The organism is Sulfitobacter sp. SBS6 (genome assembly GCF_048285585.1).
Classification (GTDB): domain Bacteria; phylum Pseudomonadota; class Alphaproteobacteria; order Rhodobacterales; family Rhodobacteraceae; genus Sulfitobacter; species Sulfitobacter pontiacus.
In genome coordinates this window covers 265537-289422 of sequence record NZ_JBLWBA010000004.1, presented here as the reverse complement: position 1 = coordinate 289422, position 23886 = coordinate 265537, and the positions used below count along the sequence as shown (strand labels likewise).

Below are 23886 nucleotides of genomic sequence, written 5' to 3'. Positions count from 1 at the left end.
AAAAATTCCTAACTCGTATGTCATAGTTTAACGCGGCGCTTTGGAAATATTGCTACCTTTGCGGGATTAGAAAGGCGCGATGTGATTCCTTTTTTCGTATTCGATACTGACCCGATCGTTCGGGCGGATGTGATCGACATGCTGGAACAGGCATTCGGTGACGCCGCATTGTCTGTGTCCGAAACCCTTTCCGCTTTTGTCTCTGAACTGCGCAGCTGTTCGTCTCAGGCCGTGGCACTTGTGTCCGGCACGTCGAATGACCTGTCGGAACTCTTTGCCGCAGACCTGCCCACGAAAGATGTCGCCTATGTTCTATACGGCGAAGGTCAAAGCATTCCCGACACCTACATCTATTCCGTCGTAGACCGGCCTTTCACCAATGACACCATGGTGCAAGGCATTAGCGACGCGCTTGCTTCCCTGCGTTCAGACCGTTGACGAAAGCCGTGATGATCGCGGCGATTCCGCCGACGCCGCCGGTGGCTTGCGCTTGTTGCATCGCCTGTGCGCGCAAGGCGGCTTCGCGTTTCTGACGCCGGATTGCACGCGCTCGGATCGACAGGGCCGCAATCAATACAAGACCCATACCGAAAAACAGGCTGCCCATAATCAGGCAGGCTACCAGCGGTGTGGTGATGCTAAGCAAGAACAGCCACGCGGCGACGGCAAGAAACGCCCCGCCCACAATCAGGCACAGCATTGCGCCAAAGCCGATGGCGGCAGTTTGCGCCGTTCGGGTTGCCTTTTGGGCAACCCTATCCGTCACATATTCGAACATTAGCGGCGTGTCGCGAACAGACCGGCGATAAAGCCGACACCGGCAGCGATACCCAATGCGGCGGCTGGTTGTGTGCGTACAAAGTCTTCGGCTGTTTGCTGCGCTTCCAATGCCTTGTCACGGCCGGAGTTCGCCAAATCCTGCGCTGTGGATTTCGCCTGGTTGGCGGCTTCGGCGCTTTTGGCTTTGGTCAGATCGGCCATTGTGCTTGTCAGCGACGCGATGTCGTCTTTCAAAACGGCCAGCTGGACCGAGATATCATCGACAGACAGGTTGCTTGTGTTGGTTACGTCCTTGGCCATGGTGGTCTCCATTATTCATGTGTTCACCAACCAAACGCGCCCTGTAGATATAAGTTCCTTAAAGGCGTGGCTTGCATCCCACAGTATCGATAAAAAAAGGCCACGGTGGAACCACCGCGGCCTCGTTTGTTTGCGTGTATGCCGGTTTAGCTGTGCAGCGTCTCTGTCGACGAGAAGAACATCGCTTGCGAAACAGCCGATACGACCTGATCCACCGTGTAGGGCTTGGAGATCAGGAACGCGGGTTCGGGCTTGTCGCCAGTCAGCAGACGCTCGGGGAATGCGGTGATGAAGATCACCGGACGGTTACCCAGATCGCGCAGCAGGTCGTTCACGGCATCGATACCGGAGGAGTTATCGGCCAGCTGGATATCCGCAAGGATCAAGTCCGGCACATCCGCCTTGCCCAGTTTGACAGCTTCGTCACGCGTGCGCGCAACACCGGTCACACGGTGGCCCATTTCGGCGACGATGGATTCGATGTCCATCGCGATGATCGCCTCGTCCTCGATGATCATGACCGAACCGGTCACGCTATCTGCCATTTCGCGGCGGGCAATCTGCACCAGCTCGCTGGCTTCGCCTTCTTCAACACCGATGATCTGGCCGACTTCCTTAAAGGAGAACCCTTCGATCGTGTGCAGCAGCAACGCTTCGCGGCTGTGGTTGGTCAGCTTGGCGAGGTGCTTTTGCGCCTTGGCGCGGGGGCCGCTTTCACCTTCCTCGACAGGCGCACCGGCGCTGGCCCAGATGCCGTACAAAACGCGGAACACACCTGTGCGGGTGTCTACACCATCCAGAACCGACCGGTCCGTCAAAATCGCTTCGAGCGAGGCGGCTGCAAAAGCGTCGCCGCTGTTCTGGCTGCCGGTCAGTGCGCGCGCGTAGCGACGCAGGTAAGGAAGGCATTCACCCAACGCATCGCTGACACTTGGTGTTTCGGTGACATCCGTCATTTATTGTCGTCCTTTTAAAATATTTCTGGAACCAAACCCCCTAACGCTGTGTTTGGTTCCGTGTCATATGTATAAATACAGTATTTAAAGAAGGCAGGAAACTTGTTCATGCAATCAGGCCAAAACGACGAGCGTGAGCGCTTTATCGACGAAAATCTTCGCCGCGTTTATGACGAGACGATGGAAGAAGGGATTCCCGATAAATTTAAAGACCTGCTTAATCAGTTGAAAGAACAGGATAAAAACGCTGGTAAAAAAGGATGAGCAATTCTGATCCCCGCGACCAACTGGTGGAGCACTTGCCCGCCATGCGCGCCTTTGCCATCAGCCTGACCCGGAACGGTGCCGTCGCGGATGACATGGTTCAGGATACTCTGGTCAAAGCCTGGACCAACATCGAAAAATTTGAAGTCGGCACAAATATGCGCGCTTGGCTCTTCACAATTTTGCGGAACACCTATTATTCTTCCCGTCGTAAAGCCAACCGCGAGGTCGCTGATGTGGATGGTGTGTTCACCGAAAGCCTTGCCGAAAAGCCAGCGCATGACGGGCATATGCAAATGACCGATTTCCGCAAAGCTCTGGGTTTGCTGAAAGACGAACAGCGCGAAGCATTGCTGTTGGTCGGTGCATCAGGCTTTTCCTACGAGGAAGCCGCCGAGATGTGTGGCGTTGCCGTCGGTACGATCAAAAGCCGGACGAACCGTGCCCGTGCGCGACTGGCTGAGCTGATGGGCCTGCGCGATGACGAAAGTCTCGAAATGACGGATGATGCGACGATGTCGGTTATCTCGGCATCTAAAGTGTCTTCTTTCTGATCGTGACGTCGGGGTTTCTGTCCACAAATATCTTTCGTGGCCTCGCGTTTCGCGTGCTGCTTTTCCTATCGCTTGCGTTGCTGCCCATCGGTTTGATCGCCGTTGTGCAGACGCGAGAGATTGCGGAGCAGAACCTCGAGAATGCCGAACTGTCGCTGCTTGCCATTACAGAGCAAGCGTCGGCGAAGGAAAGCGGCACCATTCAGGAAGCGTTCGGCGCAGCGGCGGCTTTGGCGTCCGTGGTCAAACTGATCAAGTCTGACAATGTATCCTGCAGCGCCTTCATGCGCGAATATCAGCAATCCTCCGACCTTTATACAGTCGCAAGCTTCATCCAAAACGACGGGCGGATGGACTGCGTGTCGACAGGCGTTTCGGGAAACGTGTCGGACCGGCCTGTATTTCAAAAGATGATCGAACACAAAAGTCGCATGGCGAATGTCACCAGCACGCCGGCACAAAGCAAGGAACCGGTGCTGATCGTCACCAACCCGCTTAAAGTGGAAGAAGAGCTGATCGGCTTTATCAACCTGTCCATTCCCGAAAAGGTTTTTAACGACGCACCGGTGCCCGAGACAGGGTCGCAGCCGATCGCGATGCTGACCTTCAACGCGCAGGGCGACATCCTGACGACCAAAAATAGCCTTGAAGCGGCCGAGCAAGAGCTGCCCTCCTTTGCCGCGTTGAAATGGTATGTGGGCCAGTCTGGTCGCGTCTTCCATGATACCAACCAGCAAGGGCAGGACCGCGTCTATGCCGTTTTGCCCATCGTCCCCGGTGTTGCCTACGCCATGAGCGTCTGGCCCGAGGATTCCCCGCTGCTTCAGGCAGGGGCGATGACAACGCTTAGCTTCGTGCTGCCGGTGGCGATGTGGCTGGCAAGCCTTGTCGTGGCCTTCTGGGCGCTGAACCGTCTGGCCATTAAACACATCCGCAAACTTGGTCGGCAGATGCGCCATTTCGCGTTGAACAGAACCTTGCCGCGCACGCCCTTGGGGGGGGTCGTCCCGACCGAGATCGTGAATATGGAGCATGCCTTTGTCGGTATGGCGGAATCGATCCTGCGGGATGAAGCGTCGCTAGAAGACAATTTGCGCCAAAAGAATATTCTGCTGAAAGAAGTGCATCACCGGGTGAAGAATAACCTTCAGCTGATCTCTTCTATCATGAACATGCAGATCCGTCAGGCGACCACATCGGATGCGAAACGCGTGCTGCAGCGTTTGCAGGACCGGATCCTCAGCCTCGCGACAGTGCACAAAAGCCTTTACCAGAACGACAACCTGACCCGCGTCGACGGTGGCGCGCTCATGCATGAGATCGTGAACCAGCTCCTTAGCGTAGGTCTGCCGTCCGGCTCTGGCGTGACGGTGTCGCAAAACTACGAGGCGGTTCAGCTTGACCCCGACGACGCCGCACCGCTGACGTTGCTGGTGTCCGAGGCGATTACCAATGCGCTGAAATATGTCGCCGCCGACGGCAAGGCAAAGGGACATATCGAGGTAAGCCTGTCTCATACCCAGCCGGAAATGGCGTTGCTGTTTGTTAAGAACACCACCGGCAATATTGATCCCGAAGCAGGGACCGGCCTTGGCTCCCGGTTGATCAACGCGTTCTCGCGTCAGTTGAACGGGCAGGTAGAGATCATCGATGAAGAGGGCACCTATACGCTGAGCGTTGAGTTCCACGTGCCGCTGCAGGCGAAAGAAGTCTACGACTACTGAGGGTTCGGCGCAGAAAACTCGGTAAAATTAAATTTATTTTCAGTATGTCGGCGGTGAATCCTTCGCGTCCCAGCCAGCGGGGCCTGTTGGGGTGCAACCTGCGGAATTCATGGGACTTTCGGTGGTTTCGCGATGGATGTGGTCCCGATCGCGTATGTCAGGCGACATTCGCCGTCTCAGCAAAGCGCCGCGCAAACTCTGCAATGCAGCAATTGCGCCCTCCAGCCTGTGGAACCATGTGACCCGTGGGCTGTTAGTCTCCTGAACGAGCCACACAAGCGAACAGGAGGCATCAATGACGACAGATTTGTTTATCGCTTCATTTTTGATTCTCGCTTTGGCCGCAATCGCTATCGTTTCGCTGACCACGCAACGGGGCAGCGAAGAGAAAAAGCGCCAAAGATCGTCATTGCATAGCCATTCCCGGCGCGACGACGAACGATAATCAAAGGTTTAGTGCGGGCCATCCGCACGTCAAGAAAACGAAATCAAAAACTCGGCGGCGTACATGCACTTACAACAATGCATTGTACGTCGCCGATGTTTCTGAACCGGTGCGGCAAGCGGCTGTCAAAAAGATAGCCATCCCCCGGTGCAAGCACGGCGACGGCATCATCGACCGTCACCTCGATCTCTCCGGAAATAACCACACCAGCTTCTTCGCCCTCATGCACCAGCAGTTCGGGGCCTGTATCCGCGCCGGGCGGGTAGGTTTCGTGCAGCACCTGCAAGGAGTGTTGCTCCGCATTGCCAAGCTGGCGCAACGACACCTGACCGTCATAGGTGGGGGAGACTTTGGTAAACTCGCTCTCGCGGTAGAAGACCTTGGGCGATTGCGTATCTTCCAGCGTTGAAAAGAATTCAGCCATGCTGATCGGGATCGCGTCCAGCAGGCTTTTCAAGGACGCGACCGAGGGGCTCGTCTTGTTCTTCTCGATCAGGGAGATGGTGCCGTTGGTCAGCCCTGCCTTGGTCGCCAGTTCGCGCTGAGACAGGCCGCGTTCTTCTCGAATCGATCTTAGTCTTTGACCTATGTCCACGTCCGGTCCCCGGATTATTTCTGTCAGCTTCCTAACCCGTATCTTGGTGCGATCACAGGCAAATTTTGGCGCAGCCGATTCAACTGACGCGCGCTGAGGCAAATCTATATTGACAATTAAATTAAACGCAATAAGAGGATTTTAAACGCGGGTCGCGTTTCAACAAGAGGATTTGTATATGCCTAGTACTGTCAAAAAGCAGCCGCGCAAGGCCGCTGCAAAGAAACCGGCAAAAAGCAGCGTCGTGCCCGACATGCTTGATGCAAACGTATCTGTCGAAACCAACGCTCAGTTGATCGCCCGCCGTGAACAGGCTGTTCCACGTGGCGTTGCCTCTGCGGCGCCGATCTATGCGAAATACGCCGAGAACGCGGAACTTTGGGACGTGGACGGCAACCGCTACATCGACTTCGTCGGCGGCATCGGCGTGCTGAACACCGGCCACCGTCACCCCAAGGTGATCGCGGCAGCTAAGGCGCAAGAAGACCAATATACGCACACCAGCTTTCAGGTTGTGCCCTACGCCCCCTATATCGAACTGGCGGAAAAGCTGAACGCGCTGGCCCCCGGTGACGCGCCCAAGAAAACGCTGTTGGTGACAACCGGTGCCGAGGCGGTGGAAAACGCGGTCAAGATCGCGCGGGCTGCAACTGGCCGCCCCGGTGTGATCGCTTTTACCGGCGGCTACCACGGGCGCACGCTGCTGACGCTGGGGATGACGGGTAAAATCTCTCCTTACAAAAAAGACGTTGGTCCCTTCCCGTCCGATATCTTCCGCGCGCCTTTCCCATCGCCTCGCGACGGGATCACGGTCGAGGATGCGATCACCGGCCTGAAGAACCTGTTCCTGACCGATGCGCAGCCCGAACGTGTGGCCGCCATCATCATCGAGCCCGTCTTGGGCGAGGGTGGGTATACCCCTGTGCCGTTCGAGATGATGCACCAGCTGCGCGAAATCTGTGACCAGCACGGTATCATGCTGATCGCCGACGAAGTGCAGGCGGGCTTTGGCCGGACCGGCAAATGGTTTGCCATCGAACACTCCGGCGTTACCCCCGATCTGATCACCGTCGCAAAGTCGATGGCGGGTGGCTATCCACTGGCGGGTGTGATTGGCCGCGCTGATGTGATGGACGCGATGATCCCCGGCGGGTTGGGTGGCACCTACGGCGGCAACCCCGTCGCCTGTGCCGCAGCGCTTGCCGCGATCGAGGCGATTGAGGAAGAAGGCCTGCTGCAGCGGTCGCTGGACATGGGGGAACACCTCAAGGCGCGCTTTGCCGAGATCGGCGCACGCTCTGCGCCTTTCCGCATGTGGGATATCCGCGGTCTGGGTGCGATGGTCGCGGTCGAGTTTGTGACCGACTTTGACACCGCGACACCGGACGGTGATTTCACCAAACGTGTTATTGCCCACGCGCTCAAGCGCGGTCTGCTGCTGCTGAGCTGCGGCATGCAGGGCAACGCCGTGCGTGTGATGGTGCCGCTGACCGCGTCGGATGAGATCATCGAAGAGGGGCTCGGGATTTTCGAAGCCTCCGTCGCTGCCGCGGTCGCCGAAGAAGCAAAGTAAGCTCTGTAATCAAAATGAAAGGCGCGCCGGGAAACCTGCGCGCCTTTTGTGTTGCCGGTCTTGGGCGCGTTTAATCAAACGGTACAAAGCTGTCGGCCTGCGCCCGCGCCCAACGGGTTTTATTGCCGTTATAGTCGGGCGATTGATCATCCAGCAGATAGCCTTCGGGCAGGTAGCCATAGACCTGATCACCCTGCACCATGCTGTTATCGCTTTGCCGCATCATCATATGGCGGGGCAGGAAATCGCTGGGGTGCTCTAGGCCGGCGGCGCCTGTCATCTCGCCCAAGGCCATCAGCGTATTGCGGTGGAACCGCGCGACACGCTGGCTTTTGTCATCCACATCCAGGGCGCGTTGGCGCGTGGGGTCTTGGGTCGCGACGCCGACGGGGCAGTGATTGGTGTGGCACGCTTGCGCCTGGATACAGCCCACCGCAAACATGAACCCGCGGGCGGAATTGCACCAATCCGCGCCCAAAGCCAGCGCACGGGCGATATCAAAGGCTGATACGACCTTGCCCGCCGCGCCCAGTTTCACCTGATCGCGAATACCGGCACCGCGCAGGGTGTTGTGCACAAAGGTCAGCCCCTCGACCATCGGCATGCCGACGTGGTTGGCGAATTCAAGCGGGGCAGCGCCCGTGCCGCCTTCGGTGCCGTCGACGACGATAAAGTCAGGCACGATCCCGGTGTCCAGCATCGCCTTGACCATACACATGAATTCACGCTGGTGGCCGATGCACAGCTTGAACCCCACAGGCTTGCCGCCCGACAGATCGCGCAGCTTGCCCAGAAACTCCATCATCTGAACAGGAGAGGTGAACGCCGAATGGGCAGCGGGCGAGATACAGTCGTGCCCCATCGGGATGCCCCGTGCCGCCGCGATCTCGGCACTGATCTTCGACGCGGGCAGCATGCCACCATGACCGGGTTTGGCACCCTGGCTCAACTTAAGCTCGATCATCTTGATCTGGTCGCTTGCGGCCTGCTCCTTGAATTTGTCGGGGTCAAACTGCCCGTCTTCTGTGCGGCAGCCAAAATAGCCCGACCCGATTTCATAGATCAGATCGCCGCCCCCCTCGCGGTGATAGCGGCTGATCCCGCCTTCGCCGGTGTCATGGGCGAACTGGCCCATCTTGGCCCCCTTGTTCAGGGCGCTGATCGCATTGGCCGATAGCGACCCAAAGCTCATCGCCGAGATATTGTAGATCGACGCATCATAGGGCTGCTTGCAGTCCTTGTTGCCGATGGTCACGCGAAAATCCGTGTCGGTGATATGGACCGGCTGGACCGAATGGGTGACCCATGAATACCCCGCATCATAGACCCGCATCCGCGTGCCAAAAGGCCGCGCGTCTTCCACGCCTTTGGCGCGTTGATAGACCAGCGACCGGTCATCACGGCTGAAGGGTTCTTCGTCCTGATCGGATTCAATCAGATACTGCCTGATTTCCGGGCGGATACCTTCAAAGAAAAACCGCATGTGTCCCAGCACCGGATAATTGCGCAGGATCGAATGTTTGGTCTGGATCAGGTCGTACACCCCCATCACCGCGAGGACGCCGAAGATCACTGATGGAAGGACCATCCACCACGACCACAGCGCTGTGAGCATCGCGAAGGCGCCGAAAAGGACGATGACAGTCGCAAAAAGGCCAAAGCGGCCGAGGGATTTGAGTGCTTTCATGTGGGGCTCCTGCTGGCGCGTCTGGGTCGAAAATCGCTGCTTTTTCGGTTATATAGCACAAATAACCCGAAAGTACCGCGCGGCGAAGGCAGATGTCCGGCGCATATTCCGGCCCGCAGTTTTGATTTTGTGCCGCTGCGCGCTAGTATTTTTAGGCACGGGATTGGGGGAAGTGAAATAAATATGGAAAATCAGTTTATTACATCGTTTTTCGCGTTGCGATTTACCATACGCGTCCACTAAATGACGGGTGCCATGTGTACCGCATAGTGAAAATAATTCATGATTTCACGCCGCGATTCGCACAGGGTCAGAGCATTATTTCGGGGAAAAATCGCAATAAATCAGCTTGTTTTGCTTCGGAATATCTGCGCTCATTTCAACCATGACGGAGAGCATGCGCATCAATGACGTGTGTTCAGACAATTAAGTTGGGAGACTTCAAATGACTATTTTCAAGTCCATCGCCATCGCCTCTGCACTGGTCGCGGGTACCGCCGCCACCGCGCAGGAGAAATTCATCACCATCGGGACCGGCGGCCAGACCGGCGTCTACTTTGTCGTGGGTCAATCGATCTGCCGCTTGGTAAACCGTGACAGCGCCAAAACCGGCCTGAAATGTACCGCTCCGTCCACCGGCGGTTCCATCGCCAACATCAACGCCATCAAGGCGGGTGACATGGACATGGGTGTTGCCCAGTCCGACTGGCAGTTCCACGCGTACAACGGGTCTTCGCAGTTCGAAGGCGACAAGTTCGACAAAGAGCGCGCGGTCTTCTCTGTACACGCCGAACCCTTCAACGTCATCGCGCGTGCCGATTCCGGCATCGAAAGCTTTGACGACCTGAAAGGCAAACGCGTCAACGTCGGTAACCCCGGTTCCGGTCAGCGCGCCACGATGGAAGTCGTTCTGGATGCCAAAGGCTGGACCATGGATGACTTCGCGCTCGCATCCGAGCTGAAGCCAGCCGAGCAGGCCGCCGCTTTGGGCGATAACAAGGTCGACGCGATCATCTACACCGTGGGACACCCCAACGGGTCGATCCAGGAAGCCGTGTCCACCGTTGACGCCAAGCTGGTGCCGGTTGAAGGCGAAGCGATCGACAAGCTGGTCGCCGATAACCCCTTCTACGCATACTCCACCATCCCCGGTGGCATGTACAAAGGCACCGACGCGGATGTGAAAACATTCGGCGTGAAAGCGACCTTTGTGACCTCCGCTGATGTGGATGAAGAAGTCGTGTACGAAGTTGTAAAAGCTGTGTTCGACAACTTTGACCGCTTCAAAAAGCTGCACCCCGCGTTTGAGAACCTCAAAGAAGAAGAGATGATCAAAGACGGTCTGTCCGCCCCTCTGCATGATGGTGCGGCGAAGTACTACAAAGAGCGTGGCTGGATTGAATAAGCCCGCCGCTTGACCATTCGCGAACGCGAGGACAGCCTCGCGTTCGCATCCTGCGGCAACGACCGCAGTCGACCGACAATAAACGTGCACCCGTCCTGATACGGGGCCACCAAGGGGACGAAGATGTCACAGAACGATCAACACCAAGCCGCCGCTGTAGAAGCCGAAGCCGCCGGAAAAGGCGGGCTGAGCCAAAGCGAACTGGATGAACTTGTCGCGTCTTCGGACACGGGTGGCAGGTCAGCGACCGGAAGCGTTGGCGTCTTTCTGGCGTTGACTGCGCTGGCGTGGTCGCTGTTCCAGCTGTGGATCGCCTCCCCGCTTCCTTTTGTTTTCGGCTGGGGTGTTTTTAACGACACCGAAGCCCGGTCAATCCATCTGGCCTTTGCTATTTTCCTTGGCATCGCCGCCTTCCCCGCCGCGCGCACCAAGGTACAACTGGGGCTGGGGATTATCGTGCCCGTCGTGCTGGCCTATCTGTTCATGGTCGCGGCCAAAGACGGCACGCCGACCTGGTGGATCCCGCTGGTCGCCATCGCCATTGTCGCAACCGTTGTGCTTGGATCGCCCAAAGACCGTATCCCCTTGTGGGAATGGGCCTTGGCGCTGGTTGGCGCGGCGGCTGCGTTGTATCTGTTTGTGTATTATCGCGAAATCTCGGGCCGTGTCGGTGCGCCGAACATGCAAGACACGGTCGTTTTCGTGATCGGCATCATGATCCTGCTAGAGGCAACGCGCCGCGCCCTTGGACCTGCGCTGATGATCGTTGCGTCGGTCTTCCTTGTCTACAACGTCTTGGGCCCGATGATGCCGGATATCATCGCGCATAAGGGTAACTCGCTTTCCGAGATCGTGAACCACCAGTGGATCACCACCGAAGGTGTGTTCGGCATCGCGCTTGGTGTGTCGACGTCTTTCGTATTCCTCTTCGTCCTGTTCGGCGCGCTGCTGGATAAGGCCGGTGCCGGTAACTATTTCATCCAGGTCGCCTTCAGCATGATGGGTCACATGAAAGGCGGGCCTGCGAAGGCTGCTGTTGTGTCCTCTGCCATGACGGGGCTGATCTCTGGCTCATCCATCGCCAACGTCGTGACCACGGGGACATTTACCATTCCACTGATGAAAAAGGTGGGGTTCAGTTCTGAAAAGGCCGGCGCGGTCGAGGTTGCGTCTTCGGTCAATGGTCAGATCATGCCGCCCGTCATGGGGGCCGCGGCCTTCCTGATGGTTGAATATGTGGGCATCCCCTATTTCGATGTGGTGAAACACGCGTTTCTGCCCGCGGTGATCTCTTACATCGCGCTGGTGTATATTGTGCACCTCGAAGCGCTGAAGGCCGGTATGGTCGGGTTGGAACGCCCCTATACGCCCAAGCCGATTGTGCAGCGCTTGCTGGTGTCCGCCTTTATCATCGCCTGCATCTGCGCGCTGAGCTTTGCTGTCTACTATGGCATGGGCTGGCTGCGTCCTGCCTTCCCCAACAGCGCGGGCTATATCATCTTTGCCTCGCTGACCGCGGTTTATGCCGGTCTGCTGTATATCGGGTCGAAGGAAGAGCCGCTGGTACTGGATGATCCGAACGAGCCGGTGACGCGTCTGCCCTTGCCCGGTCCAACGGTGCGGTCGGGCCTGCACTTTATCCTGCCGATTGTCGTTCTGGTCTGGGCCTTGATGGTGGATCGTCTGTCCCCTGGCCTGTCGGCGTTCTGGGCCACGACCTACATGATCTTTATCCTCGTGACACAGCGCCCGCTGATGGCGATTTTCCGGGGCGAAAGCCAGTTTGCCAATGATGTGGTTGCGGGGGTGCGTGACCTGATCGACGGCTTGGTCGTCGGGGCGCGCAATATGATCGGTATCGGTATCGCCACGGCGACCGCCGGTATCATCGTGGGCGTTGTCAGCCAGACCGGCGTTGGCTCGGCGCTTGCCGATGTGGTCGAGGTTCTGTCGGGCGGCAATATCCTTGCGATCCTGTTCCTGACCGCGATCCTGTCGCTGATCCTTGGGATGGGGTTGCCGACAACGGCGAACTATATCGTTGTGTCGGCCCTGCTGGCACCTGTCATTGTGACACTGGGGCAGCAGAACGGTCTGATCGTGCCGCTGATCGCCGTTCACCTGTTCGTATTCTACTTTGGCATCATGGCTGATGTGACGCCTCCGGTCGGGCTGGCGAGCTTTGCCGCCGCGGCTGTGTCTGGTGGGGATCCGATCAAGACCGGTGTCGTCGCGTTCTTTTACAGCTTGCGGACGGCGGCGCTGCCGTTCCTGTTCATCTTCAACACCGAACTTCTGCTGATTGATGTGACGATGGTGCAGGGTATATTCGTCTTCATTGTCGCGACCTTTGCGATGCTGTTGTTTGCAGCGGCGACCCAGGGCTGGTTCCTTGCGCGGAACCGCTTCTACGAGACGATTGCCCTCTTGCTGATCGCCTTTACCCTGTTCCGGCCCGGTTTCTGGATGGATATGGTCTTTCCGCCTTATACCGAAGAAGCACCGGCCGAGATTGTGCAGGCCGCGGCCGACACACCGCTTGGGGAGGATCTGCGCCTGCGCGTCGCGGGTATCAATGATCTGGGTGATCCGATCGAATTTGTCGCCCTTCTGCCCATCAAAGAAGGCACCACGGGCGAAGAACGGCTGGAGGCTGCCGGCGTGATCACCCGTGTCGAGGGCGACCAGATGTTCATCGACGACGTTCTGTACAACTCTGCCGCGCAATCGGCGGGTCTGGATTGGGACCAAGAGGTGCTGCGCGTGCTCAAACCCGTCGCAACCCCAAGTAAATACTGGATGTTTATCCCTGCGCTGTTGTTGCTGGCCCTCGTGGTCGTCATGCAACGGGGCCGCAATGCACGTGCGGCCCGCAAAGCAGCGGTGGTGTAACAGATTAGTTTGTGCATGTTACGCATAGAAGCCATGCAAATGACGGTGGGTTCGCCATCACGTCACGTGTTTAATATTCCCAACAATGGGAGTATGGACTTGTCACCTTGGGCGTATGGGCGGAGTATTTCCGGCCCCTTCCGCCCGTTTGGACGGAGTGACAAGTTATGACACCTTTTGCGATTGCAGGCGTGCAGATGTACGTCAACGCGCTGGAGTCCAACGTCGATGGCATGATCCAACGGCTGGACATCCTGATGGCGCGTTTTCCCTGGACCCAGATGGTCCTGTTTTCCGAGCTGGCCCCCTTTGGCCCGCTTGACCGGTTTGCATTGCCCCCCGAGAATGAAACGCTCGAGGTGTTTCAGGCCGCTGCGCGCAAGCACCGTGTCTGGCTGATCCCCGGCTCCATGTTCCTCAAGAATCCCGAGGACGGGCGCGTGTACAACACCGCCGTGGTGATCAACCCCGAGGGCGAGATCATCCGCCGCTACGCCAAGATGTTCCCGTTCCGGCCCTATGAATCCGGCATCGCGGCGGGTACCGAATTCTGTGTCTTCGACGTGCCGGAAGTCGGGCGTTTCGGCTTGTCGATCTGCTATGACATGTGGTTCCCCGAAACCACGCGCCAGCTGACCAGCCAAGGCGTCGAGGTTCTGCTGACACCTGTTCTGACGGGCACCACCGACCGTGACGCAGAGCTGGCGATTGCCCGCGCGACCGCGGCGCAGTTCCAGTGCTATGTCTTTGCAGTCAACGGCTTGGGCGCAGGTGGCGTCGGCAAATCGCTGGTCGTCGATCCGACATCGATGGTCCTGCACCAGTCCGCCGGTCAGGAAGACATGTTCCCGATCGAAGTCGATCTGTCGATGGTGCGTCGTCAGCGCGAAACCGGCATGAAGGGTCTGGGGCAGGTGCTTAAATCCTTCCGCGACCGGTCTACCGACTTCTCGATCTATGACCGTTCCAGCGGGACGGACGCCTATCTGAACACGCTTGGTCCGCTTGAGGTGCCCCATCAGGGGACCCGCGCCGGTCTGCACGTCGATGTGCCCGCGCAGCGGGTACCGGACGCGCCTGTGTTTAAAGGGCATGAAACAACGACACCTGCGGTTCAGCCGGGCTTTGCCCCCGAACCGCTACCAAATCCAACGGCGGGGACTGCCAATATCACGGCCCCTGCCGAAACACCTGTGGCTCCGGCTGCAGCGACACCAAATCCACCCGTAAAGCCCGGTGATCTGCCGGGCAGCGGGCCGACATCTAGCGGCTAGGCTGCGGCGTTCAGGTCCGGCGCTTTTCAAAAGTGCCGGACACCGGGATGCAGCGGTCGACCGCCCAAAGCGGAGTACGATTGATGCATTCTATGAACGATTATTCGTCGGCAATTCAGCTGAGGTCCGACCGATGGAGCGCGCTGCGTGAAGCGGCGAGCGGCCTGACCCGCGCCACCACAGCCAAGGAAATCGAAGCCCTGCGCAGCAAATGCGCTGCGCTATTTGACTCCCTGTCGCTGATCGAACCCTATTGGGCCTTTCCGGGCATGGCGGCGTTCGAACACCTGCAACGGATGCTGAATAACAACAGCTTTGACGACATGGCCTTTGCGGTGAACCGCATCACGCGGGCGCTGACAACAGGGGCCTATCGCCGTCGCACCATCCCGCTGGAACGCGACAGCATCGATCACGACGAACATGACGACGAGGCGATGCTGTCCCCCGAGGCGCGGGCGCTGACCAAACCGTATTTCGAAGTGCTGATCGTCGATGATGTGAACGACCAGCAAGAGCGCTGGCTGAAATCCAACGTCAGCCGGATGCGCCGCCCCGAAGACCCGTTCCACTACGAAGCCGTGGTGGTCAAATCCATCGAAGACGCGCTGATCGCGGTGCTGTTCAACCACAACATCCAAGCCATCGTTGTGCGCCCGGGGCTGACGCTCAAGTCCAAGATGGACGAGACGATACTGGTCCGCTACCTCGCCCGCGCTGGTGGGCAGGAGGAGATCGACAAGCTCCAGCCCGAGAACTACGGCCCCGAGCTTTGCCGTATGATCGCCAAGGTCCGCCCCGAGCTCGACGCCTATCTGGTGACCGAACGGTCGGTCGAGGATATCGCGGGTCTGGATCTGGGGATCTGCCGTCGGGTCTTTTATAACCAAGAAGACTTTATGGAGCTGCATCTGAACATTTTGCGCGGGGTGCAGGCGCGGAACAAATCGCCCTTCTTCACGGCGCTTGTCGAATATTCCAAACAGCCCACGGGCGTTTTCCACGCGATGCCGATCAGCCGCGGCAAGTCGATCACGCGGTCGCATTGGATTCAGGACATGGGCGCGTTCTACGGGCCGAACATCTTTTTGGCCGAAACCTCTGCCACCTCGGGCGGGCTGGACAGCTTGCTTGAACCGCACGGGCCGATCAAAGAGGCGCAAGAGCTTGCCAGCCGCGCCTTCGGGTCCAAGCAGACGTTCTTCGCCACGAACGGGACATCGACTTGCAACAAGATCGTGGTGCAGGCGTTGGTGCGACCCGGTGACATCGTGCTGGTCGACCGCGACTGCCACAAATCCCACCACTACGGGATGGTGCTGGCGGGGGCGCAAGTGTGCTATCTTGATAGCTATCCGCTGAATGAATATTCGATGTACGGTGCTGTGCCCCTGCGCGAGATCAAGCATCAGCTTCTGGCGCTCAAGGCCGCGGGCAAGCTGGATCAGGTGCGCATGTTGCTGCTGACAAACTGCACCTTTGACGGGCTGGTCTATAACGTCGAACGGGTGATGGAGGAATGTCTGGCGATCAAGCCTGACCTCATTTTCCTGTGGGACGAGGCGTGGTTCGCTTTTGCCCGTTTCAACCCGACCTATCGCCAGCGTACGGGCATGAACGCCGCCAATACGCTGCGCGCGCGGTTCAAGTCGGACGACCACCGCATCGCCTATGAAAAGCAGCAGGCTGAACTAAAGGATGCCGACGACGAGACGCTGCTGAACACGCGTTTGATCCCTGCGCCGGATTCGCGGGTGCGGGTCTATACCACGCAATCGACCCATAAAACGCTGACCTCCCTGCGGCAGGGGTCGATGATTCACGTGAATGATCAGGACTTTAAGGGCGAGGTCGAACAAAGCTTCCACGAAGCCTATATGACCCATACCTCGACCTCGCCGAACTACCAGATCATCGCCTCGCTGGATGTGGGGCGACGACAGGTAGAGCTTGAAGGCTTCGAATTCGTGCAGCGCCAGATCGAGGCCGCTTTGTCCATGCGTCGTGCGATTGCAGACCACCCGCTGCTGAGCAAATACTTCAAGGTGCTGACAGCGGGCGACATGATCCCCGAGGAATACCGCGAAAGCGGGGTGACCAGCTATTACCATCAGGAACAGGGCTGGACCGATATGTGGGACTGCTGGGAGAAGGACCAATTCGTCCTTGATGCCAGCCGTGTGACGCTGCTGGTCGGCGGGACGGGCTGGGACGGTGACACGTTCAAGACCGATATCCTGATGGATAAATACGGCATCCAGATCAACAAGACCTCGCGCAACACGGTCTTGTTCATGACCAATATCGGCACCACGCGGTCCAGCGTCGCCTATCTGATCGAGGTGCTGGTCGAGATCGCGAAATCGCTGGATGACCGTCTGGATGACGCCAGCAAGATGGAGCGTCGGTCTTTCGACAACCGCGTCGCCAACCTGATGGAGAACTACCCGCCGCTGCCGGACTTCAGCCGCTTTCACGAGGCCTTCCGCAACGACGATGTCACCTCCGAAGGGGATATCCGCACGGCGTTCTTCCTCGCCTATGACGAGAAGAACACCGATTACCTGGAGCTGAACGGCACGCTGAAAGAGGCGATGGACGCCAACCAGACGGTCGTGTCCGCCAGCTTTATCATCCCCTATCCCCCCGGCTTTCCCATCCTTGTCCCCGGACAGGTGGTAAGCCAGGAAATCCTGTCGTTCATGCGGAATTTGGACGTCAGCGAAATCCACGGTTACCGCCCCGATCTGGGGCTGCGCGTCTTTACGGATGCGGCGCTGAAACGGGTGCGCAAGAAAAACCTGTCGTCTTCACCTGACTAAGATTAAGCAAAGGACCAAATATCATGACAACGACTGTTCTCAAGAATATCTCGGAAATTCGCCGGTTCTTTCACCGTAACGAAGACCCTGTTTACTTTATCTCGGCCACGAACTTTAACCTTCTTGGTCTCGATGAGTGGGTGAAAAACTTTAAGTATATCTGCTACATCGACTGCTACGGCGGCAAGCACCCCAATGTGTTCTGCCCCTCGGAACAGCCCCACGCTGAATTCCAGAGCATCGAAGACATCAACAACTATCTGTTGCAGCACAAAGAAGTCATCGATTTCGTCAAGCGGCGCGGTGGCAAGCCCAAGTTCGTGTTCCTGATGTTCGACGAGGAAACCGAACGCCTGTCGAAAGAGCTGGGGGCGGATGTCTGGTTCCCCAAGGCCAAGCTGCGCCAAAAGATGGACAACAAGATCGAAACCGTGCGTATCGGCAACAAGGCCGGTGTGCCGTCGGTGCCGAACGTGCTGGCCGAGGTCAAGGATTACGAAGACCTCAAGAAGACCTGCGAGAAGGCCGGGATTGGCCACGATCTGGTGCTGCAATCCGCCTTTGGCGACAGCGGCCACACGACGTTCTTTATCAAGTCCGAAGCAGACTTCCGCCGTCATGAATCCGAAATCGTAGGCGAGGGCGAGATCAAGATCATGAAGCGGATCGACTGTCGCGGTTCCGCGATTGAGGCTTGTGCCACCAAGGAAGGCACGATCGTTGGCCCCTTGATGACCGAATTGGTCGGGTTCAAGGATCTGACGCCCTATCGCGGGGGCTGGTGTGGCAATGAAATCCTGTCGACCGCCTTCCCGCCCAAGGTCCGCCAGAAAGCGCGCGAGCTGACCTATAAGTTCGGCGAACAGCTGCGCAAGGAAGGCTATCGCGGTTATTTCGAGCTCGACTTCCTGATCGACAAAAAGACCGGTGACATCTGGCTGGGCGAGCTGAACCCGCGCATCACGGGCGCGTCGTCGATGACAAACCACGCCGCCTTTGCCCACGCGGATGCGCCCTTGTTCCTGTTCCACCTGCTGGAATTCAGCAAGAAGAAGTTCAATCTGGATGTAGAAGAGTTGAATAACCGTTGGGCCGACCCCGAGATGATCGACGGTTGGAGCCAGATGGTGATCAAACATACCGAAGACAGCGTCGATATCTGCACCGAAGCGCCCGAAACGGGCATTTACAAGATGCTGGAAGATGGCCGCGTTGTGTTCGACCGTTTCGATTATCACCGTCGCGCCGTGGAATCCGAGAACGAAGCGTTCTTCCTGCGCATCCTGCAACCGGGTGATTACCGCTATGAAGGGGCCGATATTGGCATCCTTGTGACCCGCGGTCGGTCGATGACGAAGTCTTTCCAGTTGAATGAGCGCGCGAAAAAGTGGATTCACGGGATCAAGCAATCGGTGAACGGTCGTCCTCTGCCCGTTGCAGAGGCGGGTCCGGCGATGTCTGATCCGGCGTTCAAAATCCTCTAAGCACCGAAAGGGCAGCACATGCTGTGGCGTGCCATTTCAGAAGAATTGCCCGGTCCCAAATGGGCCGGGCTTTTCGCCGAATATTGGCCCTTCTACCGTAAATGGTGGCTGAAGGAGGGCGAGCCCGCGCGCCCGACCTATGCCGAATGTCGTCGTGCGCTCAAGGCGCATATGCCTGACCTTATCCCGCTGTACGAAGATCTATGTGATCAGGCGGGCGGGGGTGATCTGGCGGCAAGGTTCCTGAGCTTTTACTGCCCGCCGCCCTATCTGTCGGGATGCAGTCAGGCGGTTTGGGGCGGCAAGGAACCTGTCATGGTGCGCAACTATGACTATAACACCAACGCTTTCGACAGTCTGGTGCTGCACACCGGCTGGAAGGGGCGCCGCGTGATGGGCACCTCTGACGGGTTGTTCGGGCTGGTGGACGGGGTGAACGACGCGGGGCTGTCTATATCGCTTACCTTTGGGGGCCGTCGTGTGGTGGGGGTGGGCTTTGGCGTGCCGCTGATCCTGCGCTATGTGCTGCAAACCTGCGAGACTGCCGAGCAAGCGGGCGAAATTCTGGCACGTGTGCCGACCCACATGAGCTATAACGTCACCGTGCTGGACCGCAAACGCAAGTATCTGACGGCGCTGATGGCACCGGACCGGCCTGCAATCATCACCAAGGCAGCGGTGGCGACCAACCATCAGGAAAACGTCGAATGGATCAGCCATGCGCGCTTTACGGCGACGGTTGAACGCGAAAGATATCTGCTGCAACGGTTGCGGTTTCACCGTGATCCGGAAGAGAAATTCATCAACACGTTCCTGAAACCGCCGCTGTATTCGCACCAGTTCAACGCAGGTTTCGGAACGCTTTATACCGCTGTCTATCGACCCCGCAAACGCGAGATGGAGCATCGCTGGCCCGGAACCGTCTGGCATCAGAAGCTGGACGCGTTCGAGGAAGGGTCGCGCAACGTCCTGATGCCGGGGGTTGTGGCGTAACTCTATCCCTGCGCACGAAAAAAGGCGGGACACATGCCCCGCCTTTGTGGTTCGCTGTCGCCGGATTTAAGCGGCTTTGCGGTTGTGTTCACCTTCTTCGACTTCCTCGACGATCTTGGCGATAAACGCATCCAGATCTTCCGGGGAGCGGCTGGTGATGATGCCTTGGTCCACGACGACTTCGCTGTCCTCGTAATGCGCACCGGCGTTTTTCACATCCGTCGCGATCGAGGCGTAGGAGGTTGCGGCGCGGCCCTTGATGATGCCAGCTTCGATCAGCAGCCAAGGGGCGTGGCAGATCGCGGCAACGGTCTTGCCTGCGTCAGCAAAGCTTTTGATCAGCGATACGGCGTCCTTGTTGGCGCGCAGCAGGTCGGGGTTGATCTGACCGCCGGGCAGGACAATCGCGTCATAGTCATCAACAGTGACATCCGACAGGGCTTTATCGGCAGCAACTGTGTTGCCCCAGTCGTCCTTGTCCCAGCCCTTGATGTCTTTGCCATCAGGGGTGGCAACATGCACCGTGGCCCCTTTGGCTTTGAGGTCATTCAACGGGCGCTCCAGCTCGGATTGCTCGAAACCATTGGTGGATAGGATCAGAATTTTCGCGTCTGTGATCTGTGTCATTAGAAAGCTCCTTTCATCTTCGCTATCTTCACCGACACAACAAAGACACCGCGCGAATGTTCCAGCGCTGGAACCTGCATTGACGGGATTCCGCCGATACCCAGAATGAATTTTTCGTGTCCAGAATTCGATACACACGGTTTGTGATCTCCTTTATACCAAGGGGATGAAAGACACTGTCGACCCTGCACCATCCGTCAATCTGGAGGAGATCATCGTCTGCCCCCAATGCGACGCCGTGTATCACCTCAAGGTGCCCAAGGTCGGCGAGAAGGCGGTGTGCGAACGGTGCCATACCGTGTTGATCGAACCGCGCAAAAAAGCGGGGCTGAAGATCATTGCCATCGCCATTGCCACCTTTGTTCTGATCCTTGGCGCGACGTTCTTTCCGTTTCTGGATATTGATGCGGCGGGCAACAAGAACTCTGTCTCTGTGATGGACGCGGCGCTGGCGTTTTCCAGCGGGCCGCTTTTGCTGCTGTCGCTGGCGACGGCTGCCTTGATCATGCTGGTGCCCTTGGCGCGGGTGATGCTGACGCTTTATGTGCTGGTGCCCATCGTGCTGGACCTGCCGCCCGCACGCCACGCAATGCAGGCGTTCCGCCTGTCGCAAGCGTTGCAACCGTGGTCGATGGCCGAGATTTTCGCGCTTGGCTGTGCCGTGGCGCTGGTGAAGATTGCCGATCTGGCAACTGTGGGGTTTGGGCCAGCTTTCTGGATGTTTTGTGGTTTGGTTGTTCTGATTGTGGCGCAGGACAAATTCATGTGTAAATGGTCGGTATGGAATTCGCTGGAAAATCCCAAAAAATCCTAAGCGCCCGCGAAATGGGGTTGGTGGCCTGCACACGGTGTACCCGTGCGTGGCCTATCGGCACGCCTGTCTGCCAACGCTGCGGCCACAAGATGCTGTCGCGCGACTTTGGCAGTATGCAGCGGGTCTGGGCGTTCTGGGTCGTGGGGCTGATGTGCTATATCCCCGCCAATATGTACCCGATGCTGAAAACGCGGACCCTGTTTCAGGTGGATGAAAGCACCATCGTCGGCGGTGCGGTCGAACTGGCGCATCACGGCTCCTACGGTATTGCCTTTATCATCCTGCTCGCGTCGGTCGCGATCCCGCTGGCCAAGTTCTGGGCAATCGCCTATCTGGCGGTCAGCGTTAAGACGCGTAATGCCGCGGCACATCGGTCGCGCCATGTGATGTATGAAATTGTCGAGTATATCGGCCGCTGGTCTATGATCGATATCTTTGTGGTTGCGATCCTCTCGTCGCTGGTGCAACTCAAAACCCTTGCGACCATTAACCCCGGCCCTGCGAGCATGTTTTTCGCCTTGTCGGTCATTTTTACCATGCTTTCTGCACAGGCCTTCGACTCCAGACTGATCTGGGACACGAATGCTTTCGATGGGGACCCCGATCAACATGTCTGACACGCCACCCGAGGTTAAGGTTAAATCCGCGCGCAAACTGTTCCTGAGCAGCGCGTCGATCGTCTGGATCATTCCGATCCTGGCGTTGGTTGCGGCTTTGGGCGTTGCGTTCAGCAGCTATAATTCCCGCGGTCCTGTGATTTTTGTCGAATTTGACAAAGGCGCCGGCATCAAGGCGGGCGAGACCGAATTGCGTTACCGTGACGTGACCGTTGGCCGGGTCGAGGAAGTCGGCTTTACCACCGGTCTGGGCAAGGTCGTCGCGTCGATCCGCGTGGACAAGAATGTGGCCCCCTTTATCGACGCCAGCGCGTCCTTCTGGATCGTCCAGCCCGAGGTTTCGGCGCAGGGGATCTCGGGGTTGGGTACGGTGCTCAGCGGCGTCTATATCGAGGGCAGCTGGAATGACGAAGTGGGCGATTTTGCCGAACGGTTCGTCGGGTCGGATTCGCCACCGCTGATCCGCGCCGGGCAATCCGGTCTGCAAATCGCCTTCCGCACCGTTGGCAACGGCACCCTGACCGATGATGCCCCGATCCTGTATCGTGGGATCGAGGTTGGCCGTTTGGGCAAGGCAGAGATCGCCCCACGCGGGAACTTTGCCATCGTAGAGGCGCTGATTTACGAAGAGCACCGCAACCTGATCAACAGCAGCACACGCTTCTGGGACAGCTCTGGTTTCAGCCTCTCCCTTGGGCCAGGTGGTGCCGAGATCGACTTTCAGTCCATTGCGACGCTTATCGGGGGCGGGGTGACGTTTGATACATTCGTTTCCGGCGGCGACCGCGTGCAAGACGGCACCGTCTTCGACATTTTCCCAAGCAAGGAAGACGCCCGCAGCGCGGTTTTCAACGCCTCGGAAGTCGAGCCGCTGCTGATCAACGTGATCTTTGACGAAAACGTTTCCGGACTGGCCGTCGGCGCCCCTGTCGAGCTGAGCGGTCTGAACATCGGCGAGGTCGACTCCCTTGCCGGTATCGTGGATTACGACCAGTTTGGTGACAGCCGCGTGCGGTTGAACGTGACGCTGGCCATCCAGCCCGCGCGGCTTGGCCTGCCGGGGGATGTATCTGCCGAAAGCGCGCTGGCGTTCTTGCAGGACCGTGTTGTGAACGGTTTGCGCGCGCGGCTTGCCTCTGCCAGCCTGTTGACTGGTGGTTTGAAGGTTGAACTGGTGGTGGTCGAAGACGCGCCAAGCGGGCGTCTGGTGGCCGCGGGCGAAAACTTTCCTGTTATGCCGACGACCAAGAACGAAACATCAGATGCCGCTGCCACTGTCGAAGGTGTCTTTAGCCGTATCAACAACCTGCCCATCGAAGAGCTGTTGAACAGCGCCATCGGTCTGATGAATTCGCTACAGGCTTTTGTTGGCAGTGACGAGCTGCAACAGACCCCGCGCGATGTCCGCACGTTGATCAACGAGGTCACGGGGCTGGTATCGTCGGACTCGGTGCAGAATATCCCCGTATCGCTGAACGCCACGCTGCTGCGTGTCGAGACGCTGGTCGCGACACTCGAGGAAGAGCAGATGGCGAAACGTCTGCTGGATGCGGTCGACTCCGTCTCGGAAGCCGCCACATCCTTCAGCACCTCGACCGAGGGCGTGCCCGAACTGGTCGAAGAGATGCAGGCCGTCGCCGCCAAGGCAAGCGAGCTGGAACTGCAACAGCTGGTGGACGAGTTGACCGCGCTGACCCGCTCTGCCGATCAGGTGATTGGTACACCGGACGCCGTGGCGCTGCCCGGATCGCTGAAAAACGCCCTGGACGAGCTGAACTATACACTGCAAGAACTGCGCGAAGGCGGCGCGGTCGAGAACGTGAACCAGACGCTGGCATCCGCGCGTAACGCGGCGGATAATATCGCGGTGTCGGCACAAGACCTGCCACAGATCGTGAACCGTCTGTCGACCCTGTTCACGCAGGCAGAGCGTACAATTGAAGGGTACAACAAGGGTGATCAGATCAGCCGTACCGCACAAGAAACCATGCGCGATATCCAAAAAGCGGCCGATGCGCTTGCATCCTTGGCGCGCACCATTGAACGTAACCCCAATTCATTGTTGCTGGGACGGTAAAAT

21 protein-coding genes are annotated in these 23886 nt (G+C 58.0%); 15 read left to right on the top strand and 6 right to left on the bottom strand.

Annotated elements, in window-relative coordinates:
* Positions 1 to 81 precede the first annotated feature (81 nt).
* The gene (locus tag ACNQ62_RS02640) at positions 82 to 438 is read left to right on the top strand and encodes a hypothetical protein (protein WP_037942510.1); all 357 of its coding nucleotides are present in this window, start codon (positions 82 to 84) and stop codon (positions 436 to 438) included.
* On the opposite strand, the gene ACNQ62_RS02635 is transcribed toward ACNQ62_RS02640, so the two are convergent.
* From ACNQ62_RS02635 to ACNQ62_RS02625, 3 genes are all read right to left on the bottom strand, one after another.
* Positions 401 to 766: a hypothetical protein gene (locus tag ACNQ62_RS02635; protein ID WP_418094131.1), complete on the bottom strand. Its 366-nt coding sequence runs from the start codon at positions 764 to 766 to the stop codon at positions 401 to 403. The two genes, ACNQ62_RS02640 and ACNQ62_RS02635, sit on opposite strands and share 38 nt — an antisense overlap.
* Before the next feature lie 11 nt (positions 767 to 777).
* Complete coding sequence (locus ACNQ62_RS02630; RefSeq protein ID WP_235183729.1) at positions 778 to 1080, bottom strand: DUF883 family protein; 303 nt, start codon at positions 1078 to 1080, stop codon at positions 778 to 780.
* 146 nt (positions 1081 to 1226) lie between these two features.
* A complete protein-coding gene (locus ACNQ62_RS02625; RefSeq protein WP_005850634.1) occupies positions 1227 to 2036 on the bottom strand; it encodes a response regulator in 810 nt (269 codons plus the stop codon).
* Between the two features lie 108 nt (positions 2037 to 2144).
* Between ACNQ62_RS02625 and ACNQ62_RS02620 the strand changes: the two genes are divergently transcribed.
* The 4 genes from ACNQ62_RS02620 to ACNQ62_RS02605 all read left to right on the top strand — a co-directional run bounded on the left by ACNQ62_RS02620 (position 2145) and on the right by ACNQ62_RS02605 (position 5023).
* Positions 2145 to 2300, top strand: a complete 156-nt coding sequence (locus tag ACNQ62_RS02620; protein ID WP_005850632.1) for a NepR family anti-sigma factor — start codon at positions 2145 to 2147, stop codon at positions 2298 to 2300.
* Positions 2297 to 2854 carry an RNA polymerase sigma factor gene (locus ACNQ62_RS02615; protein WP_005850631.1) on the top strand — a complete coding sequence of 186 codons (558 nt, stop codon included), beginning with the start codon at positions 2297 to 2299 and terminating at the stop codon, positions 2852 to 2854. Before ACNQ62_RS02620 ends, ACNQ62_RS02615 begins: the two co-directional genes overlap by 4 nt.
* A 53-nt stretch (positions 2855 to 2907) precedes the next feature.
* Positions 2908 to 4578, top strand: a complete 1671-nt coding sequence (locus tag ACNQ62_RS02610) for a sensor histidine kinase (protein WP_418094130.1) — start codon at positions 2908 to 2910, stop codon at positions 4576 to 4578.
* A 295-nt stretch (positions 4579 to 4873) separates the two neighbouring features.
* Positions 4874 to 5023, top strand: a complete 150-nt coding sequence (locus tag ACNQ62_RS02605) for a hypothetical protein (RefSeq protein WP_005850628.1) — start codon at positions 4874 to 4876, stop codon at positions 5021 to 5023.
* A 43-nt stretch (positions 5024 to 5066) separates the two neighbouring features.
* Here ACNQ62_RS02605 and ACNQ62_RS02600 read toward each other — a convergent pair whose 3' ends face one another.
* The gene (locus tag ACNQ62_RS02600) at positions 5067 to 5618 is read right to left on the bottom strand and encodes a cupin domain-containing protein (RefSeq protein WP_009825647.1); all 552 of its coding nucleotides are present in this window, start codon (positions 5616 to 5618) and stop codon (positions 5067 to 5069) included.
* A gap of 178 nt (positions 5619 to 5796) precedes the next feature.
* On the opposite strand from ACNQ62_RS02600, the gene gabT reads away from it, so the two are divergent.
* Positions 5797 to 7191: a 4-aminobutyrate--2-oxoglutarate transaminase gene (gene gabT, locus ACNQ62_RS02595; RefSeq protein WP_197145863.1), complete on the top strand. Its 1395-nt coding sequence runs from the start codon at positions 5797 to 5799 to the stop codon at positions 7189 to 7191.
* A 70-nt stretch (positions 7192 to 7261) separates the two neighbouring features.
* Here the strand turns inward: gabT and ACNQ62_RS02590 are convergent, their stop codons facing one another.
* Complete coding sequence (locus ACNQ62_RS02590) at positions 7262 to 8878, bottom strand: FMN-binding glutamate synthase family protein (protein WP_418094129.1); 1617 nt, start codon at positions 8876 to 8878, stop codon at positions 7262 to 7264.
* 445 nt (positions 8879 to 9323) lie between these two features.
* Between ACNQ62_RS02590 and ACNQ62_RS02585 the strand changes: the two genes are divergently transcribed.
* The 6 genes from ACNQ62_RS02585 (at position 9324) to ACNQ62_RS02560 (ending at position 19748) form a co-directional block, all read left to right on the top strand.
* Positions 9324 to 10283, top strand: a complete 960-nt coding sequence (locus ACNQ62_RS02585) for a TAXI family TRAP transporter solute-binding subunit (protein ID WP_005850616.1) — start codon at positions 9324 to 9326, stop codon at positions 10281 to 10283.
* A 123-nt stretch (positions 10284 to 10406) separates the two neighbouring features.
* The gene (locus ACNQ62_RS02580) at positions 10407 to 13175 is read left to right on the top strand and encodes a TRAP transporter permease (RefSeq protein WP_418094128.1); all 2769 of its coding nucleotides are present in this window, start codon (positions 10407 to 10409) and stop codon (positions 13173 to 13175) included.
* 167 nt (positions 13176 to 13342) lie between these two features.
* On the top strand, positions 13343 to 14449 hold the full coding sequence (locus ACNQ62_RS02575) for a carbon-nitrogen hydrolase family protein (protein WP_009825643.1): 1107 nt from the start codon (positions 13343 to 13345) through the stop codon (positions 14447 to 14449).
* Positions 14450 to 14532: 83 nt separating this feature from the next.
* The gene (locus tag ACNQ62_RS02570) at positions 14533 to 17271 is read left to right on the top strand and encodes an aminotransferase class I/II-fold pyridoxal phosphate-dependent enzyme (protein WP_005850610.1); all 2739 of its coding nucleotides are present in this window, start codon (positions 14533 to 14535) and stop codon (positions 17269 to 17271) included.
* A gap of 23 nt (positions 17272 to 17294) precedes the next feature.
* Entirely contained in the window at positions 17295 to 18755 is a 1461-nt protein-coding gene (locus ACNQ62_RS02565; RefSeq protein ID WP_005850608.1) for a biotin carboxylase, read from the top strand.
* Positions 18756 to 18773: 18 nt separating this feature from the next.
* Positions 18774 to 19748 (top strand): C45 family autoproteolytic acyltransferase/hydolase, encoded by a 975-nt coding sequence (locus ACNQ62_RS02560; RefSeq protein ID WP_074636581.1) that lies wholly within the window; start codon positions 18774 to 18776, stop codon positions 19746 to 19748.
* A gap of 66 nt (positions 19749 to 19814) precedes the next feature.
* Here the strand turns inward: ACNQ62_RS02560 and ACNQ62_RS02555 are convergent, their stop codons facing one another.
* Positions 19815 to 20375, bottom strand: coding sequence for a type 1 glutamine amidotransferase domain-containing protein (locus tag ACNQ62_RS02555; protein ID WP_064217270.1), 561 nt, complete (start codon positions 20373 to 20375; stop codon positions 19815 to 19817).
* Between the two features lie 166 nt (positions 20376 to 20541).
* On the opposite strand from ACNQ62_RS02555, the gene ACNQ62_RS02550 reads away from it, so the two are divergent.
* From ACNQ62_RS02550 to ACNQ62_RS02540, 3 genes are read left to right on the top strand one after another with little or no spacing between them, the layout of a single operon-like run.
* Positions 20542 to 21189: a paraquat-inducible protein A gene (locus ACNQ62_RS02550; protein WP_005850602.1), complete on the top strand. Its 648-nt coding sequence runs from the start codon at positions 20542 to 20544 to the stop codon at positions 21187 to 21189.
* 11 nt (positions 21190 to 21200) lie between these two features.
* Positions 21201 to 21806, top strand: a complete 606-nt coding sequence (locus ACNQ62_RS02545; RefSeq protein ID WP_009825638.1) for a paraquat-inducible protein A — start codon at positions 21201 to 21203, stop codon at positions 21804 to 21806.
* Positions 21799 to 23883 carry an MlaD family protein gene (locus ACNQ62_RS02540; protein WP_235208543.1) on the top strand — a complete coding sequence of 695 codons (2085 nt, stop codon included), beginning with the start codon at positions 21799 to 21801 and terminating at the stop codon, positions 23881 to 23883. Before ACNQ62_RS02545 ends, ACNQ62_RS02540 begins: the two co-directional genes overlap by 8 nt.
* Positions 23884 to 23886 lie beyond the last annotated feature (3 nt).

Coding starts and splice junctions, on each gene's coding strand:
- ACNQ62_RS02630 (WP_235183729.1), bottom strand. CDS start 1,080: ATGGCCAAGGACGTAACCAACACAAGCAACCTGTCTGTCGATGATATC.
- ACNQ62_RS02625 (WP_005850634.1), bottom strand. CDS start 2,036: ATGACGGATGTCACCGAAACACCAAGTGTCAGCGATGCGTTGGGTGAA.
- ACNQ62_RS02620 (WP_005850632.1), top strand. CDS start 2,145: ATGCAATCAGGCCAAAACGACGAGCGTGAGCGCTTTATCGACGAAAAT.
- ACNQ62_RS02615 (WP_005850631.1), top strand. CDS start 2,297: ATGAGCAATTCTGATCCCCGCGACCAACTGGTGGAGCACTTGCCCGCC.
- ACNQ62_RS02605 (WP_005850628.1), top strand. CDS start 4,874: ATGACGACAGATTTGTTTATCGCTTCATTTTTGATTCTCGCTTTGGCC.
- gabT (WP_197145863.1), top strand. CDS start 5,797: ATGCCTAGTACTGTCAAAAAGCAGCCGCGCAAGGCCGCTGCAAAGAAA.
- ACNQ62_RS02590 (WP_418094129.1), bottom strand. CDS start 8,878: ATGAAAGCACTCAAATCCCTCGGCCGCTTTGGCCTTTTTGCGACTGTC.
- ACNQ62_RS02585 (WP_005850616.1), top strand. CDS start 9,324: ATGACTATTTTCAAGTCCATCGCCATCGCCTCTGCACTGGTCGCGGGT.
- ACNQ62_RS02580 (WP_418094128.1), top strand. CDS start 10,407: ATGTCACAGAACGATCAACACCAAGCCGCCGCTGTAGAAGCCGAAGCC.
- ACNQ62_RS02575 (WP_009825643.1), top strand. CDS start 13,343: ATGACACCTTTTGCGATTGCAGGCGTGCAGATGTACGTCAACGCGCTG.
- ACNQ62_RS02570 (WP_005850610.1), top strand. CDS start 14,533: ATGCATTCTATGAACGATTATTCGTCGGCAATTCAGCTGAGGTCCGAC.
- ACNQ62_RS02565 (WP_005850608.1), top strand. CDS start 17,295: ATGACAACGACTGTTCTCAAGAATATCTCGGAAATTCGCCGGTTCTTT.
- ACNQ62_RS02560 (WP_074636581.1), top strand. CDS start 18,774: ATGCTGTGGCGTGCCATTTCAGAAGAATTGCCCGGTCCCAAATGGGCC.
- ACNQ62_RS02555 (WP_064217270.1), bottom strand. CDS start 20,375: ATGACACAGATCACAGACGCGAAAATTCTGATCCTATCCACCAATGGT.
- ACNQ62_RS02550 (WP_005850602.1), top strand. CDS start 20,542: ATGAAAGACACTGTCGACCCTGCACCATCCGTCAATCTGGAGGAGATC.
- ACNQ62_RS02545 (WP_009825638.1), top strand. CDS start 21,201: ATGGGGTTGGTGGCCTGCACACGGTGTACCCGTGCGTGGCCTATCGGC.
- ACNQ62_RS02540 (WP_235208543.1), top strand. CDS start 21,799: ATGTCTGACACGCCACCCGAGGTTAAGGTTAAATCCGCGCGCAAACTG.